Origin of the sequence: Silicimonas algicola (genome assembly GCF_003148765.1) — a bacterium.
Lineage (GTDB): Bacteria > Pseudomonadota > Alphaproteobacteria > Rhodobacterales > Rhodobacteraceae > Silicimonas > Silicimonas algicola.
On sequence record NZ_QGGV01000002.1, the window covers coordinates 288,745 to 304,231 of the forward strand.

General features: G+C 67.4%; 15 protein-coding genes and 1 pseudogene. 8 read left to right on the forward strand and 8 right to left on the reverse strand.

The features are described 5' to 3' along the window. The first annotated feature begins 36 nt into the window (after positions 1–36). Both C8D95_RS05830 and C8D95_RS05835 read left to right on the forward strand, forming a co-directional pair. Positions 37–1,947 (forward strand): acyl-CoA synthetase, encoded by a 1,911-nt coding sequence (locus C8D95_RS05830; RefSeq protein ID WP_109758227.1) that lies wholly within the window; start codon positions 37–39, stop codon positions 1,945–1,947. A gap of 89 nt (positions 1,948–2,036) precedes the next feature. Then, positions 2,037–2,216, forward strand: coding sequence for a hypothetical protein (locus C8D95_RS05835; protein ID WP_109758228.1), 180 nt, complete (start codon positions 2,037–2,039; stop codon positions 2,214–2,216). Positions 2,217–2,219: 3 nt separating this feature from the next. Here C8D95_RS05835 and C8D95_RS05840 read toward each other — a convergent pair whose 3' ends face one another. The 3 genes from C8D95_RS05840 to hisB all read right to left on the reverse strand — a co-directional run bounded on the left by C8D95_RS05840 (position 2,220) and on the right by hisB (position 4,404). Then, the gene (locus C8D95_RS05840) at positions 2,220–3,083 is read right to left on the reverse strand and encodes a Vgb family protein (protein ID WP_164721683.1); all 864 of its coding nucleotides are present in this window, start codon (positions 3,081–3,083) and stop codon (positions 2,220–2,222) included. 84 nt (positions 3,084–3,167) lie between these two features. Beyond that, the gene (gene hisH / locus C8D95_RS05845) at positions 3,168–3,806 is read right to left on the reverse strand and encodes an imidazole glycerol phosphate synthase subunit HisH (RefSeq protein WP_109758230.1); all 639 of its coding nucleotides are present in this window, start codon (positions 3,804–3,806) and stop codon (positions 3,168–3,170) included. 10 nt (positions 3,807–3,816) lie between these two features. Next, positions 3,817–4,404: an imidazoleglycerol-phosphate dehydratase HisB gene (gene hisB, locus C8D95_RS05850; protein ID WP_109758231.1), complete on the reverse strand. Its 588-nt coding sequence runs from the start codon at positions 4,402–4,404 to the stop codon at positions 3,817–3,819. A 105-nt stretch (positions 4,405–4,509) separates the two neighbouring features. Here hisB and C8D95_RS05855 point away from each other — a divergent pair, with 105 nt between their 5' ends. The 3 genes from C8D95_RS05855 to C8D95_RS05865 are packed head-to-tail and all read left to right on the forward strand — an operon-like array spanning position 4,510 to position 7,732. Then, positions 4,510–5,973, forward strand: a complete 1,464-nt coding sequence (locus C8D95_RS05855; RefSeq protein WP_420902671.1) for a YcjX family GTP-binding protein — start codon at positions 4,510–4,512, stop codon at positions 5,971–5,973. Beyond that, the gene (locus C8D95_RS05860; RefSeq protein ID WP_109758232.1) at positions 5,970–6,974 is read left to right on the forward strand and encodes a YcjF family protein; all 1,005 of its coding nucleotides are present in this window, start codon (positions 5,970–5,972) and stop codon (positions 6,972–6,974) included. The genes C8D95_RS05855 and C8D95_RS05860 overlap by 4 nt, the downstream gene beginning before the upstream one ends. A gap of 14 nt (positions 6,975–6,988) precedes the next feature. After that, positions 6,989–7,732 (forward strand): SDR family NAD(P)-dependent oxidoreductase, encoded by a 744-nt coding sequence (locus C8D95_RS05865; protein WP_109758531.1) that lies wholly within the window; start codon positions 6,989–6,991, stop codon positions 7,730–7,732. A gap of 58 nt (positions 7,733–7,790) precedes the next feature. Here the strand turns inward: C8D95_RS05865 and C8D95_RS05870 are convergent, their stop codons facing one another. Beyond that, positions 7,791–9,407: an ABC transporter substrate-binding protein gene (locus C8D95_RS05870; protein WP_109758233.1), complete on the reverse strand. Its 1,617-nt coding sequence runs from the start codon at positions 9,405–9,407 to the stop codon at positions 7,791–7,793. 100 nt (positions 9,408–9,507) lie between these two features. On the opposite strand from C8D95_RS05870, the gene C8D95_RS05875 reads away from it, so the two are divergent. Then, positions 9,508–10,449 (forward strand): sensor histidine kinase, encoded by a 942-nt coding sequence (locus tag C8D95_RS05875; RefSeq protein ID WP_109758234.1) that lies wholly within the window; start codon positions 9,508–9,510, stop codon positions 10,447–10,449. Positions 10,450–10,453: 4 nt separating this feature from the next. Here the strand turns inward: C8D95_RS05875 and C8D95_RS05880 are convergent, their stop codons facing one another. From C8D95_RS05880 to ispF, 4 genes and pseudogenes are all read right to left on the reverse strand, one after another. Beyond that, positions 10,454–11,632: an ammonium transporter gene (locus tag C8D95_RS05880; protein ID WP_109758235.1), complete on the reverse strand. Its 1,179-nt coding sequence runs from the start codon at positions 11,630–11,632 to the stop codon at positions 10,454–10,456. A 143-nt stretch (positions 11,633–11,775) separates the two neighbouring features. Next, positions 11,776–12,249, reverse strand: a complete 474-nt coding sequence (locus C8D95_RS05885) for a CinA family protein (RefSeq protein WP_109758236.1) — start codon at positions 12,247–12,249, stop codon at positions 11,776–11,778. Then, positions 12,246–12,782: a phosphatidylglycerophosphatase A family protein gene (locus C8D95_RS22455; RefSeq protein WP_170121475.1), complete on the reverse strand. Its 537-nt coding sequence runs from the start codon at positions 12,780–12,782 to the stop codon at positions 12,246–12,248. Before C8D95_RS22455 ends, C8D95_RS05885 begins: the two co-directional genes overlap by 4 nt. After that, positions 12,762–13,238, reverse strand: a pseudogene (gene ispF, locus C8D95_RS22460) (2-C-methyl-D-erythritol 2,4-cyclodiphosphate synthase); the annotation flags it as partial. The gene C8D95_RS22455 and the pseudogene ispF, both read right to left, overlap by 21 nt. Before the next feature lie 184 nt (positions 13,239–13,422). On the opposite strand from ispF, the gene dusB reads away from it, so the two are divergent. Beyond that, the gene (dusB, locus tag C8D95_RS05895; RefSeq protein WP_109758238.1) at positions 13,423–14,409 is read left to right on the forward strand and encodes a tRNA dihydrouridine synthase DusB; all 987 of its coding nucleotides are present in this window, start codon (positions 13,423–13,425) and stop codon (positions 14,407–14,409) included. Beyond that, positions 14,406–15,479: a two-component system sensor histidine kinase NtrB gene (locus tag C8D95_RS05900; protein WP_109758239.1), complete on the forward strand. Its 1,074-nt coding sequence runs from the start codon at positions 14,406–14,408 to the stop codon at positions 15,477–15,479. Before dusB ends, C8D95_RS05900 begins: the two co-directional genes overlap by 4 nt. Positions 15,480–15,487: the final 8 nt, after the last annotated feature.

A 15,487-nucleotide genomic window follows, 5' to 3' on the forward strand; every position in this document is an offset into this window, starting at 1 on the left:
TTTCCGGTGAGACTTTGCGCAACAGGGGAGGAGCGGATGGAATTTTCTTCGCGCGAGCGCAGGGACGCGATCGAGGCCGAGATGACGTGGCAGGATCGGGACCAGCCCCGCACCATCCACGCCCGCCTCGACGCCACCGCCAAGGTCCACGGCGACCGTCCGGCGGTGTCGTTCCAGCTCCTCTCCGACCCGGCGTCGAAATCCGAGACCGTCGACTGGTCGACCGTCCTCGACAAAAGCTGCCAGGCCGCGAACCTCTTCCGCAGTCTCGGAGTGGGCGAGGGCGACGTCGTCGCCTGCATCCTCCCCAACTCGCTGGAAACGGCCTACGCGCTTCTCGGCGGCATGATCGCGGGCAAGGTCAGCCCGATCAACCCGCTCCTCGAGACCGACCAGATCGCGGCACTCTTGCGCGAGACGGGCGCCAAGCTCGTCGTCACACTGAAGAGCTTCCCCAAGACCGAGGTCGCCCAGAAGGCCGCCGCCGCCATCGAACAGGCGCCGGGCGTGACCACCGTTCTCGAAGTCGACCTCCTGCGCTACCTCAAGGGGATCAAGACGCTGATCGTCCCGCTGATCCGCCCGAAGAACAAGGTGGCCCACAAGGCGCGCGTCCTCGACTTCAACGCCGAACTCGCGAAGCAGCCGAAAACGCTGACCTTCGCGGACGGCGGCCAGGACCGCGTCGCAGCACTCTTCCACACCGGCGGCACGACGGGGATGCCGAAGATCGCCCAGCACCGCTACCAGGGCATGATCTACAACGGCTGGATCGGGGCGAACCTTCTCTTCGACCACGAAAGCGTCATCATGTGCCCGCTGCCGCTGTTCCACGTCTTCGCGGTCGAACCCGTCCTGATGTCGGCCCTGTCCGCCGGCGCGCACGTCGTCTTCCCGACGCCCGCCGGGTATCGCGGCGACGGCGTCATGGACAACTTCTGGAAGCTCGTCGAACGCTGGCGCGCCACCTTCATCATCGGCGTACCCACGGCCTTCGCGGCCCTCATGCAGCGGCCCGTGAACGCGGACCTCTCGTCGGTGAAGATGGCCTTCTCGGGCTCCGCCCCCTTGCCGGTCGAACTCTTCAAGCGGTTCGAGGCCTCCTGCGGCGTCGAGGTGGTCGAGGGCTACGGCCTGACCGAGGCGACCTGCCTCGTCTCCTGCAACCCCATCGGCGGCGTCAAGAAGATCGGCTCAGTCGGCTTTCCGTTCCCCTATACCGACGTGAAGATCCTCACGGAAACCGCCGAGGGTGTCAGGGAATGCGCCGTGGACGAGGTCGGCGAGATATGCGTCTCGAACCCCGGCGTCTGGCCCGGCAACACCTATACGCAGGCCGACAAGAACGCGAAGCTCTACCACCACGACCGCTACCTGCGCACCGGCGATCTGGGCCGGATCGATGACGAGGGGTATCTCTGGATCACCGGCCGGGCCAAGGATCTCATCATTCGCGGCGGCCACAACATCGACCCCGCGCTGATCGAGGAGGCGCTGGCGGGCCACCCGGCCGTCGCCGTCGTCGGCGCCATCGGCCAGCCCGACGCCCACGCGGGCGAGGTGCCCTGCGTCTACGTCGAGCTCGTCGCCGGCGGCACCGCCACCCCCGGGGAGCTGCTCGACTTCCTGAAGGAGCGCGTCTCCGAACGCGCGGCGATCCCCAAGTATGTCGAGATCCTGCCCGAGATCCCCAAGACCGCCGTCGGCAAGGTCTTCAAACCCGACCTCCGCCGCAGCGCCATCTCGCGCATCTACGACGCAACGCTCGAAGCGGCGGGTCTTCCCGCGGGGGTTGCGCATGTCGAGGAGGACAAGAAGCTCGGCCTCGTCGCCTGCCTCTCGGGACGCGAGGGATGCGACGATGCAGCCGTCACCAGAGCGCTGGCGCCCTTCACCCGTCCGTGGAGATGGGCGGACAATCCGCCTAAAAATCGAGGTATTAAATAATGCCTGCCCAAATCTTGCCCACGGTCGAGTCACAGTTTGGTCAGATTTCGATGTGACCTTGTCCCGACAACCCAGGGATGAGGTTTCACATGGTTCATCTGTCGATCAGCATCATCGCGGCGCTCGCGATCGCGATCTCGACCTGGGACGCGACGGGCTCGCTGGCGCTGTCCTTCCTGGCTTACGTGCTGACCGGCAGCCTCGTCCTGACGATGGCGCTTGTGTCCGACTGGCTCGACATCCGGTCCGAAGACCGCGACGACGCGTAAGACCTAATTCAGCACCACGGAATAGCGAACGATCCGGTTGTTGTCCGAGTCGCTGAAGAAGTAGCGGCTGCCATCGACCGCCACACCCTCGGGATCGTCGAATCGGTTCGGTCCCAGACCCGGCGTCCCATCTCCCAACACCCCCACCAGCGCTCCGCCTCCGGGCGCGTCCGGGTCGATCATCAGGATGCGATGCGCGTCCTGGTCGGCCACCACCAGCATCCCGGTCTCTGTCACGTCCAGATAGCGCGGACCGCGAAACCCGAAGGCCGGACCTTCGATCACCTGTAGCCGCTCCAGGTCCGGCGAATACTTGACCAGCCGCCGCGCCGCGTTGTCCGCGACCCAGATCGCGCCATCCGCCGCCTCGGCCACGTCGTGCGCGCCCGGATGCCCTTCGACCGTCGAAACCAGCTTCAGGTCGCGAAACCGCGCGAGGACGCCGATGGCGCTCGCCATCGCGTAGAGGTCGCCGTTCGAATGCAGAAGCGCACCCTCGGTGCCCGGAGCCGTCACGCCGATGTCGGGTTCGTCCCCCAGGACGTCGAGCGATTCGTAGATCGCCACCGCGCCGGCGTTCGTGACCGCGACGGCGATCGATCCGTTGAGCCCGAAGCTGATGTCGTGGACCCCTGGCAGGAAGCCTTCGCCCAGCATCTCGATCAGCTCCAGCGTCTCGGGGTCGAAGACGGCGATCCGCGCGCCGAACTTGTCGGCGACATAGAGCCGGCCGTCAGGCCCCATCGCAAGGTCGTGCGGGTCGTTCAGGACGGGCTCGCTCGCCAGGTCGAAGCTCGCAAACGGGGGCGCCTCCTGGGCGAGGGCAGGGCTGGAGAGGAGTAGGAGAGGGAGGGCAAGGCTGCGCATGACCATGATGCTAGCACGGGCGGGACGCGGCGCCAGACACCTACGCAATACCGACGCGATACCGACGCGATACCGACGTGGCGTTCAGGGCATCCAGCGCAGCCAGTTCGCGATCAGCCGCAGACCCGCCGCCTGGCTCTTTTCGGGGTGAAACTGCGTCCCGACCATGGTGTCCCGTCCGACGATAGCCGTCACCGCCCCGCCATAATCGCAATGCGCGATCAGTTGCGTCGGGTCATTCATCTCCATCTGGTAGGAGTGGACGAAATACGCATGATCCCCGGTACTTAACCCTTCGGTCACCGGATGCGCCCGGTCGATAACCAGGTCGTTCCACCCCATGTGCGGCACCTTCAGCGACGGGTCCGACGGTTCGATCCACCGCACCTCGCCGTCGATCCAGCCAAGCCCCGCGACCGTCTCGTACTCATGCCCCGCCCGCGCCATGAGCTGCATCCCGACGCAGATGCCGAGGAAAGGTTTCGCTTTGATTTCAACGCCTTCCACCAAGGCGTCGAACAGCCCCTCCTGTCCCCGAAGTTCCGCCATGCAGGCCGGAAACGCCCCGTCCCCCGGCAACACCAACCGGTCCGCCTGCGCCACATCCTCAGTCCGGTCCGACACGAGGACGCGGCCCGCCCCCGTCTCGCGCGCCATGCGCTGGAACGCCTTCTCGGCGGAATGAAGGTTCCCCGCGCCGTAGTCGATCAGGACGGTCAGCATGGTACAGCCGTCACAGCGCGCCCTTGGTGGACGGGATCGTATCGCCCTTCCGCGGATCGGTCTCGACCGCTTCGCGCAGCGCCCGTGCCACCGCCTTGAAGGCCGCCTCGGCGATGTGGTGACTGTTGATCCCGTGCAGCGCGTCGACGTGCAGCGTGATCCCGCCATGTGTCGAGAAAGCCTGGAAAAATTCCCGCACAAGCTCGGTGTCGAATGTGCCGATCCTAGGCGTCGGCAGGACAAGATTCCACACCAGGAACGGCCGCCCCGACAGGTCCAGAGCCGCGCGCACCAGCGCGTCGTCCATCGGCAGAAGGCAGGCGCCATAGCGCCGAATCCCGCGTTTGTCGCCAAGCGCCTTCGCCAGCGCCTGACCAAGAGCGATGCCCGTATCCTCGACCGTGTGGTGGTCGTCGATGTGGAGGTCGCCCTTGGCGCGGACCGTCATGTCGATCAGCGAATGCCGCGCCAACTGGTCCAGCATGTGGTCGAAGAACCCCACGCCGGTGTCGTTGTCATAGGTTCCGGTCCCGTCGAGGTCGATCTCGACGGTGATGTCGGTTTCGGCCGTCGTCCGCGTCACGGTCGCGTTGCGCATCGCCTGGATCTCCTTGCAGCGAGGCCGCTTATAGGCGGCGAAGGGAAACCGGGAAAGCCCGGTTTTCTCTCGCGAATCGGGGTGTTGTGCGGCTGCACGATGGCAATGCCGCCCGGCGCGACATATGTTCAGGTCGAAGCGAAGGGGCAGGCAGTGATACTCGGCGACATTGCGGACGGACTGACGCGCGGCGTCGAGGCGACGATGAGCACCGTCAGCGGCGCCTTCTTCGAGCCCGTGGTGCGCCTCGGCGTGACGGGCCTTGCCCGGTCCGGCAAGACGGTCTTCATCACCTCGCTCGTGGCCAACCTCATCTCGCGCGGCCGGATGCCCGCGCTCAGGGCCGCGGCCGAGGGCCGGATCCACACCGCCTGGCTCCAGCCGCAACCCGACGACACGGTCCCGCGCTTCGACTACGAGGCGCATCTCGCCGCGATGACGGGTCCGGACCCCCATTGGCCGGAAAGCACGAACGGGATCAGTGAGTTGCGGCTGTCCTTTCGCGTGCGGCCCTCGGGTCTTCTGTCCGGCTTTCAGGGTCCGCGAACCCTTCATCTCGACATCGTGGACTATCCCGGCGAGTGGCTCCTCGACCTTGGCCTTCTCGACAAGACCTTCGAGGAATGGTCGCGCGACACGCTGGCGCGCAACGATCCACGCCCCGAGGCCGCTGCCTTTAAGGAGGCTCTGGCCGCAGCCAATCCGGACGCCAAGCTGGACGAGGTCGCCGCAAAGTCCCTCGCCGAGGCTTTCGCCGCCTCGCTCCAGGCCCTGCGCGACGCCGGCTACTCGGACTGCACGCCCGGCCGCTTCCTGCTTCCGGGCGATCTCAAGGGCTCGCCCGCCCTGACCTTCGCGCCATTGCCGCCGCAGGACTGGCCGAGGGGCAGCCTCGGGCGCGAGTTCGCGCGCCGCTACGAGGCCTACAAGCGCCAGGTCGTGAAGCCCTTCTTCCGCGACCACTTCGCCCGCATCGACCGGCAGGTGGTGCTGGTCGACGTCCTCGGCGCCATCCATTCGGGGCCGAAGGCGGTCGAAGACATGCGGCTTGCGCTCGCCGACATTCTCGGCGCTTTCCGTCCGGGCCGGAATGCCTTCCTTTCGAAGCTGCTGCTCGGCAAGCGGGTCGAGAAGATCCTCTTCGCCGCGACCAAGGCCGACCACCTGCACCACGCGCAGCACGCGCAACTTACCGCCATCGCCGCCGCTCTTCTGGCCGACGCAAAGACCCGTGCCGACTTCGCGGGCGCCGAGACGCAGGCCATGTCGATCGCCGCTCTCCGCGCCACGACCGAAGACCGGGTGGAGCAGGGCGGGCGCACGCTCGATCTCGTGCGGGGCCGGCTTCTCGACGGTGGCAAGAGCGTCGCGATGTACCCCGGCCGCCTGCCCGAGGATCCAGGCAAGCTTCTGATCCCGTCGCGTCAGGGTGCCGACCGCTGGCTGGAACAGGATTACAGCATAATGACCTTCGCCCCGCAGCCGGTGACCCTCAAGCCCGGCGACGGCCCGCCCCACATCAGGCTCGACCGCGCCGCCGAGTTCCTGATCGGAGATCGCCTGAGATGACCGACACCCGCGACCACGGCCCCGTCCTGATCGACCTCGACCCGCGCTCCGAGATGCAAAGCCCGGCGGACGCGCCCGCCGTGGCCGAACCCGAAGCCGCGCCCACGGGGCAGGCGATGCAGACGGTCGCCACGCTGGCCGGACGTCCGCGTTCGGCGCTGGCGGCATGGTTCTGGCGGCTTCTGGGGGCTGTCGTCACCTTCTTCGCGGGTGTGGCGCTCTGGGACTGGACGGCCTCGCTCATTGCGCGGAACGAGGTGCTGGGGGCCGTTGCGCTGACGCTCCTGGTGCTCTTCGTCCTCGTCTGTCTCGCCATCATCCTGCGCGAGGCGGCGGCACTGGCCCGACTTTCCCGCGTCGAGCGTCTGCACGACGAGGCCGCGCGCGTCATCGCCTCGGGCGGCACCGAAGGCGCCCGTACGCTGGCCCGCCACCTGGCCTCGTTCTACGCGGGGCGCGACGACACCAAGTGGGGCCGTCAGCGGCTGGAGGAAGGGATCGAGCAGAGCTTCGACCCCGATGTCCTCATCACGCTCGCCGAGGATTCGCTTCTCGCCCCCCTGGACGCCATGGCCCTGCGCGAGGTCGAGGCGGCGGCGCGGCAGGTGGCGACGGTGACGGCGCTGGTGCCGCTGGCCTTCGCCGACGTCGCTGCGGCGCTGACCTCGAACCTGCGCATGATCCGCCGCATCGCCGAGGTTTACGGCGGCCGGTCGGGCACGCTCGGCGCCTGGCGGCTGACGCGCGCGGTCCTGACCCACTTGGTTGCCACGGGCGCTGTGGCGGTCGGCGACGACCTCATCGGTTCGGTCGGCGGCGGTCACGTCCTCGCCAAGCTTTCGCGGCGGTTCGGCGAAGGCATGATCAACGGCGCGCTGACCGCACGGGTGGGGATCGCGGCGATGGAGGTCTGCCGCCCGCTGCCCTTCGGGGCAGGTCGCCGCCCGCGTGTCACCGCCGTCATCGGGCGCGCGCTGACGGGCCTCTTCGACCGGACATGAGCGGGGTGGCGGACATGTTCAGGCTCGACGGCAAGCGCATCCTCATCACCGGAGCCTCCAGCGGCATCGGCGCACATTTCGCGCTCGTCGCCGCCGGGGCCGGGGCCGAGGTGGTCGCAGCCGCGCGCCGGGAAGATCGCCTCGCGGAGCTGGCAGAGAGGATCGAAGCCACGGGAGGATGGGTCAGAACCGTGGCGCTCGACGTGACCGACGCCGCCTCCTGCGCCGACGCGCTAAAGAAGGCCGGACCGCTGGACATCCTCGTCAACAACGCCGGCGTGTCCAACCTCGGACCTGCAGCAAAGACCGACGACGACGAATGGCAGCGCGTGATCGACACCAACCTCACGGGTCCGTTCCGTCTCGCCCGCGACGCGATGGCGCTCAACATCGCCGAGGGGCGGCAGGGCGTCGTCGTGAACGTGGCCTCCATCCTCGCCTCGCGCGCGGCCAAATCGGTTGCCGCCTATGCCGCCTCGAAGGCCGGGATCGCCAACCTGACACGGGCACTGGCGCTCGAGTGGGCGACGAAAGGCATACGTGTAAACGCTCTGGCGCCCGGCTATTTCGACACCGAGATCAACGAGGACGCGCTCGCGGGAGAGGTGGGCGACAAGATCCGCCGCCGCATTCCCATGTCGCGGTTCGGAGAACTGGACGACCTGACCGGGCCATTCCTTCTTCTCGCCTCCGACGCCTCGCGCTTCATGACGGGCAGCCTTGTGACGGTGGACGGCGGGCAGTCGGCGGGGGTCTAGAAACGACAGGGACGCGAGGTTTCCCCCGCGTCCCGTCTCGTTCAGGTCGGTCTGCGGCTCAGCCGGCGAACCACCAGCGTTCGGCGACCTTCAGGCCGTCGTTGACCCAGTTCGCGCCGACCGCCTCGTCGTGGGCGACACCGTTGCCGTGTGCGGCGATATAGTTCGCCCACATCGCGACGATCGCGCCGCCGTCGTCCTGAAGCAGGCGCTGCGCCTCCCAGTACTGGTCCTTGCGCTTGGCGTCGTCGGTCTCGGAGCGGGCCGAAACGACCAGGTCGTTGAACTTGTCCGCCGCCTCGGTGCCCTTCCAGGCGGTATCGTTCCACTCGGTGTCCGCGACGTAGGCCGAGGAATACATCCAGTCCTGGGTCGGACGTCCGCCCCAGTAGCAGGCGCACCAGCCCTTCTTGTTCCACACGTTCGACCAGTATCCGTCCGAGGGCTCGCGCACGACCTCGATCTGGATGCCCGCCTGGCCGGCCGAAGCCGCCATGAGCTGTGCCGCATCGACCGCGCCCGCGAAGGCCGCGTCCGAGACGGACAGCTGGATCGGCCCGGAGTGGCCGGACTTCTTGTAGTGCTCGGCCGCCTTCTCGGCGTCGAACTCGTGGACGGGCAGCTCGGTATTGAAGAAGGGCATCGACCCGTTGACTGGCACATCGTTGCCCGCGACCCCGTGGCCGAGCAGGATCTTGTCGACGAGCTCCTGCCGATTGATCGCGTACTTCAGCGCCATCCGCAGGTCGTAGTTGCCGAATGGTTCGACATCGAGACGCATCGGGAAAGTGAAGTGCTGCGTGCCGGTCGTCTCGAGGATCGTGAGCGTCGGCACCCGGCCGAGAAGGGCTACGGTCTTGGGGTCGATCGTGTCGGCATAGTCGACCTCGCCGTTCATGATCGCGTTCTGGCGCGCGGTGGTGTCGAGGATCGACAGCATCTCGACCTCGTCGAAGTGCGCGCGACCTTCCTTCCAGTAATTCGGGTTCCGCGTGAACTGCGCCCGCACACCGGGATCGTAGGCGTTCAGGACATATCCGCCCGTGCCGTTCATGCCGTTCGGATCGACGAGCTCGCCGTTCTCGGAGGGCATGATCATCAGGTGATAGTCCGAGACGATCATCGGGAAGTCGGCGTTGCCGGACTCGAGCTCGACGATGACGCGGTTGTCGCCGTCCTTCTTGATGTCGGTGACGCTGGCGACGAGGCCTTTCGCGGCGGATTTCGTGTTCTCGCCGCGATGGTAATTCAGGCTGGCGATCACGTCGTCCGCAGTCAGCGTCTTGCCGTCGTGGAATTCGACGCCGCTGCGCAGGTTGAAGACCCAGGTCTTGGCACCGTTCGACGGCTCATAGCTTTCGGCCAGTTCGCCGATCAGCTCGCCCGTGTTCGACACTTCGGTCAGCATGTTGCCGCGCGAGTGGATCAGCATCTGGGTGAAGGCGTTCTCGGCCGTCGAGGGGTCGAGGATGTCGGTGGTCGAGCCGTAGCTGGAGGCGAGGCGGAAGAGACCGCCCGCCTTTGGCGTCTGCGCCTGGGCGCGGCTCGCGAGCGACAGCGCGGTCGGCAGCGTCACACCCGTGGCGAGCGCCGACATGATGAAGCGGCGGCGGTTGATCTGGCCGGCCGTCAGCTTGCTGGCCTGGCGCCGGATGTAGCTTTCCTTCGTGGTCATGCGTGTCTCCCTCACTTTTCGCCATTCAATCGGGCCGGCCCCCGGAAGGCAAGCCCGGGCTTTAAGCCCCGCTTAAGCCTTCGGGGCTAGTCCGTAGGACATGACAGGCTTCGAATGGCTCGACGGCGTTGAAGCGCCGGTCTTCGTCCTGATGCCCGCCGACGCGCGGGCCAGGATCGTGTTCTGGAACCGGACGACCGAACGGCTGACCGGGCTTGGCAGGGCCGAAGTCCTCGGTCGCCGCGTGGACGACGTGCTCGGAACGGCGGCGCTTCGCCTTCCGCCTCCGGGCGGATCGGGGGCCGCGCCCGGCACCCTCGGCGCGGTGTCCCTTTGGCCCGTGCCAGGCCGCGACGCCCTTGTCGTGACGCTTCCCCCCGCGGCGCAGGACCAGGAACGGGAGCTTTTTCTCGGCATGGCGGCCCACGATCTCCGCACGCCCCTGCGGAACATCATCCACCTTTGCGAGGACGCTCACGACGACCCCGAAACGGCGGGGCGCATCGTCGGCATCGCAACACGCGCGCAAGAGCTTCTGGCGGACGTGCTGGCAGCGGTGCAGGCATCGACCGTCGCGAACGTGCCGACGACACTCGTGGAGTTGGGCCAACTCTGCCGGGTGATCTTCGCGATGCTCGATCCCGAAGGCCGGCATGATCTCAGCGCGGGCGAGGCGACGCTCGATGTCGAACGGCCGGTGCTTCAGATCGTGCTGCGCAACCTCGTCGACAACGCCATCCGCCATGGCGGAGCGGCACGGCTGTCCCTGCGCATCTGGGCGGAACAGCGTTCAGGAGGTCAGATCGCAATCGGTGTGTCGGACGATGGCCGCGGCTTCGAGGACCCGGCGAAGGCGTTTCTTTCGGGCGGCGAGATGCGGCATGACTCGGGCTTCGGTCTCGTCGGTCTGCGCCGCCTGATCCGTGCGCGGGGCGGGACTCTGCTGGTGGCGCGCCCCGAAAACGGATCGGGCAGCGTGGTCACCGTCACGCTGCCCGGCGCCGTCCTCGCAGGGGAAGGCGCGGTCGCCCGCGCCTCCTGAGCCGTCAGGACGTGATGTCGTAGGCCCGCTCGCCGTGCTGCGCGAGGTCAAGGCCTGTCGTTTCGGTTTCGACATCCACGCGCATCCCCACAAGAGCACGCGCCACGGCGGCGAGGACGAAGGTCATCACCACGGTGAAGACGCCCACGATCAGAAGGCTGCCCAGCTGTGCCGCCCACGACCCGGCGCCCAGGACCGCGATCATCACCGTTCCGAAAATACCGCCGACGCCGTGGACGGCGAAGACGTCGAGCGTGTCGTCGATCTTCAGGCGATTGCGCATCACCACGACCGTCTCCTGGCAGAGGATGCCTGCGATGCCGCCGATGACCAGAGCCGCGACCGGGCCGACGAAGCCCGAGGCCGGCGTGATCGAGGCGAGGCCTGCGATCGTTCCGGTGACGATGCCCACCAGCGACGCCTTGCCGTACTTGATCCGCTCCCACAACGCCCATGTCAGCGACGCCGCCGAGGCCGAGATATGCGTGACCGTCAGCGCCATGGCAGCGCCGCCGTCGGCGGCGAGTTGCGATCCGCCGTTGAAGCCGAACCAGCCGACCCACAGCATCGCCGCGCCGATCATCACGAAGCCGGGGTTGTGCGGCGGTTTCGTCGCGTCGCGCCGTCTCCCCAGCATCAGGGCAAGGACGATGGCGGCGAGGCCCGCGGTCTCGTGAACCACGATGCCGCCCGCGAAGTCGCGAACCCCCGTCTCGCCGAAGATCCCGCCGTCGGCCAGCATGCCGCCGCCCCAGACCCAATGGGCGACGGGCGCATAGCAGAGCAGCATCCACAGGCCCGAGAACAACAGGACGAAGCCGAAGCTGACCCTCTCGACGTAAGCGCCGACGATCAGGGCCGGCGTTATGATCGCGAAGGTCATCTGGAAGGCGAAGAACAGCACCTCGGGCAGGGTGCCCGCCACGGTGTCGGCATCGACGCCGGCCAGGAACGCCTTGCCGAGCCCGCCCCACAGCAAGCCTTCTCCTCCGAAGGCGATGGAATAGCCGCAGGCGAGCCAGAGAATGCTCATCAGGCAAGCGATGGCGTAGCAGTGCATGAAGACGCTCAGCACGTTTCGCGACCGCACAAGACCGCCGTAGAACAGCGCCAGCCCAGGCAGCGTCATGAAAAGAACCAGCGCCGTCGCGACGATGATCCAGGCGGTGTCCGCTCCTACCATGTTCCCCTCCCTATGGTCGTTCGCGGTGAGAAACCGCAGGGTGGGCGCGCGGAAAAGAGGCAGATGCGTCCGAAGATGCCATTTTGGAAGGCACTTTTACGAATGCCTTCAAAACAGGCGAAATGGGCGGGCGTCGCCTGACTTCAGGGCAGTTTGTCGACGGCAGTGGAGAGAAGCGACAAGGCGTGCGCGACGCTGAGGCGCCTCACTTCGGCACGTCCCGGGGCTCCGAAATCGACCGTCTCCGTCCTTGTGCCCCCGGACGAGGCGATCCCGAAGCAGACCCGCCCCTCGGGCTTGTGCTCGCTGCCGCCCGGTCCGGCGATGCCCGTGATCGACACAGCGAGCGTGGCGCCCGACCGCGACAGCGCGCCTTCCGCCATCTCGCGGGCCGTCTCTTCGGACACGGCACCGTGGGCTGCAAGCGTCGCCTCGCGTACACCCAGCATCCGTACCTTGGCGAGGTTGGAGTATGTGACGAAGCCGCATTCGAAGACGTCCGACGATCCGGCGATGTCCGTTATGGCACCCGCGACGAGGCCGCCGGTGCAGCTTTCCGCGGTGGCGATGCGAACGCCCTTTGCCCGGGCGGCGTCGATCAGCCGCGCTGCGGTCACAGCGCCATTACTCCGTGCGACACGCCGGCCAGCAGGATGCCGATGACGGCAGCGAAGACGCCGGCCCAGACGTCGTCCGCCATCAGCCCGAAGGCATCCCCCCGCCCGTCGGCGCGGCCGACATGCCAGGGCTTCCAGACATCGAAGAGCCGGAAGAGAAGGAATGCAGCGACGATGCCCGGCCAAAGCCGCAGCGGATCTAGGCCGACATGCGCCGCACCGATCGCGACGGGAAGGACGGCGATCCACTGGCCCACCACCTCGTCGAGGACGATCCAGGACGGGTCGTGGTCGTCCGAGCCCTCGATCTCGGCGCGCGTCAGGCGATAGCCGATCCAGAACAGGACGATGGCGCAGATAGCAAGAAACAGGGGCCCGCCAAGCGCGTTCAGGATCCAGGCGAAGGGCAGGGCGGCGAGCGACCCCCAGGTGCCGGGGGCCGGACGCAGGAAACCCACGCCGAAGAAGGACAGCACCCTACGGCGATGCGGAGGGGGCAGACCGCCCTCGGCGACCAGCGTCGCGGTCGCCATCGCGGCGATGCCTTCCTCGCGCCCGGTGAAGCCGAGCCTTTCGGAGGTCGTGGCCTTGACGCTGATGCGCGCCGGATCGAGCCCCATGATGCCGGCCAGCGCCTCGCGCATGGCGGGCGCGTGGGGACCGATCTTGGGCCGCTCGCAGATCAGGGTCACGTCCGCCTGGGTGACGCGGAAGCCGCGCTCGGCCGCCAGCGCCACGGCGTGCTGCAGGAAGATGCGGCTGTTGGCGCCTTTCCATTGTGGATCCGACGGCGGAAAGTGCTGGCCGATGTCGCCTGCCGAAAGCGCGCCATAGATCGCGTCCGTCAGCGCATGCATCGATACGTCGGCGTCTGAATGCCCTGCGAGCCGCTTGTCATGGGGCACGGGGACCCCGCAGAGAACGACGTGATCGCCCTCTTCGAAGCGATGGACGTCGAAGCCGTTGCCGACGCGGATATCCATGCCGTCTGGCCCTTTCCTTCGGTGTGGGATCCGGTCTAGGCCGTGTCGCTGTTGCTGACAATGGCGACCGACACCACTTGTTTGGCCTAATTTTTAGGCATATGCCGGTTTCAGGGGCTTTTTGGCCGACGCGACATGGGATCGTCCCGAAAGCCCCCGTATCTGTGACATCGATGCACAAGGTTTAGGCATGGTCCTCCGTATCGCCGACGTTTCCCTCGATCCGCCTGTCCTCCTGGCTCCCATGGCCGGGATTACGGATCTCCCATTTCGTCAACTCGTCGCCTCCTTCGGCGCGGGGCTGGTGGTCAGCGAGATGGTTGCGAGCCAGGAGATGGTGCAGGCCAAACCCGGGGTGCGCGAGAGGGCCGAACTGGGACTGGGAGACGCCACGACCTCGGTCCAACTGGCGGGCCGCGACCCGCACTGGATGGCCGAGGCCGCGCGGATGGTCGAGGCCAACGGCGCGAAGATCATCGACATCAACATGGGCTGCCCCGCCAAGAAGGTGACCGGCGGCCTGTCCGGGTCGGCCCTGATGCGCACGCCCGACCACGCGCTGCGCCTGATCGAAGCGGTCGTCGGCGCCGTCTCGGTGCCGGTGACGCTCAAGATGCGGCTCGGATGGGACGACGATTGCCTGAACGCACCTGACCTCGCCGCTCGCGCCGAGGCGGCTGGCGTGCGGATGGTTACCGTCCACGGCCGCACTCGCTGTCAGTTCTACAAGGGGCGGGCCGACTGGTCCGCGATCCACGCCGTGACGGACGCCGTCTCGATCCCCGTCATCGCGAACGGCGACATCGTCACCGCCGCCGACGCTCGTGAGGCCCTGACGCGCTCCGGTGCCGACGGCGTCATGGTCGGACGCGGCATCCAGGGTGCGCCCTGGCGGCTGGCCGAGATCGCACACGGCCTGGGTATGGGCCCCGCGCCGGTCATCCCGGAGGGCGACGCTCTGGCCGACATGGTGCGGGGTCACTACGACGCCACGCTCGCCTTCTACGGCGAGGACCTCGGCGCGCGCGTGATCCGCAAACACCTCGGATGGTACATGGACCGGGCGGGGACCTCGGCGGATCTCAGGAAACACGTTCTGACCGGCACCCCGCGCGAGGTTCGCGCCTCGCTTCCAGCCGCCCTGTCGGTCGGCTTCCAGAGAGCGCGCGCGGCATGAACGTCTTTCTCCAGAACCTCTGGCTGTCGCTGCCGATCCCGGCGTTCCTGATCGACCCGGGCGACGTCCTTGTCGAGGCGAACCCTGCCGCCGAGAGCTTTCTCAATTCCTCGGCCCGTTCCCTGCGCGGCACTCCGGTCTTCGACACCCTCGCCATCGACGCGCCCCTCGACGACAACATTGGCCGCGTCCGCAGCGAGCAGGCGAGCCTCTTCATGAACAACGTCGATGTCGGCGGCGGCAACCTCGCGCCCGTGAGCTGCAACATCCAGATCGCGCCCATGTCGAACATGCCGGGCTTCGTCCTGATGCTGATGGAGCCCCGCGTGCTGGCCGACCGTCTGGGACGGTCGCTGTCGGTCAAGTCGGCCGCGAAATCCGCCATCGGCATGGCCGAGATGCTGGCGCACGAGATCAAGAACCCGCTCGCCGGCATCACCGGCGCGGCGCAGCTTCTGTCGATGAACCTCGCCCCCGAGGATGCCGAGCTGACCGACCTGATCGTCAGCGAGACGCGCCGCATCCTCGCCCTTCTCGAACAGGTCGAGCAGTTCGGCAACCTGCGCCCGCCCGCGCGGCGCGCGGTCAACATCCACGACCTTCTCGACCGCGCCCGCAAGTCCGCCGCCGTGGGCTTCGCCGCGCACATGACCATCGCCGAGCTCTATGATCCGTCGCTGCCGTCGACCTTCGTGGACAGCGACCAGATGGTGCAGGTCTTTCTGAACCTTCTCAAGAACGCCGCCGAAGCGTCGAAGGGGTCGCCGGGCCAGATCACGATCCGGACTTTCTACGACATGAGCCTGCGTCTGAGGCGCAAGGACAAGACCGCGACGCTGCCGCTCAACGTCGAAATCATCGACGACGGCCCCGGCCTGCCGCCCGAGATCGCCCAGGACGTCTTCGAGCCCTTCGTGTCGGGCCGCGAGAACGGCACCGGCCTTGGCCTTGCGCTGGTCTCGAAGATCATTTCCGACCACGACGGATGGGTGAGCGTCGACAGCATCCCCGGCCGCACGGTCTTCAGGATTTCTCTCCCGGTCGCCCCCAAGCAGGCCGAGGAGCAATAACGGAGGTT

What these genes read in the sequence shown, in the direction of transcription:
- C8D95_RS05830 (WP_109758227.1), top strand. Translation starts at nt 37, where the DNA reads ATGGAATTTTCTTCGCGCGAGCGCAGGGACGCGATCGAGGCCGAGATG.
- C8D95_RS05835 (WP_109758228.1), top strand. Translation starts at nt 2,037, where the DNA reads ATGGTTCATCTGTCGATCAGCATCATCGCGGCGCTCGCGATCGCGATC.
- C8D95_RS05840 (WP_164721683.1), bottom strand. Translation starts at nt 3,083, where the DNA reads ATGCGCAGCCTTGCCCTCCCTCTCCTACTCCTCTCCAGCCCTGCCCTC.
- hisH (WP_109758230.1), bottom strand. Translation starts at nt 3,806, where the DNA reads ATGCTGACCGTCCTGATCGACTACGGCGCGGGGAACCTTCATTCCGCC.
- hisB (WP_109758231.1), bottom strand. Translation starts at nt 4,404, where the DNA reads ATGCGCAACGCGACCGTGACGCGGACGACGGCCGAAACCGACATCACC.
- C8D95_RS05855 (WP_420902671.1), top strand. Translation starts at nt 4,510, where the DNA reads ATGCCGCCCGGCGCGACATATGTTCAGGTCGAAGCGAAGGGGCAGGCA.
- C8D95_RS05860 (WP_109758232.1), top strand. Translation starts at nt 5,970, where the DNA reads ATGACCGACACCCGCGACCACGGCCCCGTCCTGATCGACCTCGACCCG.
- C8D95_RS05865 (WP_109758531.1), top strand. Translation starts at nt 6,989, where the DNA reads ATGTTCAGGCTCGACGGCAAGCGCATCCTCATCACCGGAGCCTCCAGC.
- C8D95_RS05870 (WP_109758233.1), bottom strand. Translation starts at nt 9,407, where the DNA reads ATGACCACGAAGGAAAGCTACATCCGGCGCCAGGCCAGCAAGCTGACG.
- C8D95_RS05875 (WP_109758234.1), top strand. Translation starts at nt 9,508, where the DNA reads ATGACAGGCTTCGAATGGCTCGACGGCGTTGAAGCGCCGGTCTTCGTC.
- C8D95_RS05880 (WP_109758235.1), bottom strand. Translation starts at nt 11,632, where the DNA reads ATGGTAGGAGCGGACACCGCCTGGATCATCGTCGCGACGGCGCTGGTT.
- C8D95_RS22455 (WP_170121475.1), bottom strand. Translation starts at nt 12,782, where the DNA reads ATGGCGACCGCGACGCTGGTCGCCGAGGGCGGTCTGCCCCCTCCGCAT.
- dusB (WP_109758238.1), top strand. Translation starts at nt 13,423, where the DNA reads ATGGTCCTCCGTATCGCCGACGTTTCCCTCGATCCGCCTGTCCTCCTG.
- C8D95_RS05900 (WP_109758239.1), top strand. Translation starts at nt 14,406, where the DNA reads ATGAACGTCTTTCTCCAGAACCTCTGGCTGTCGCTGCCGATCCCGGCG.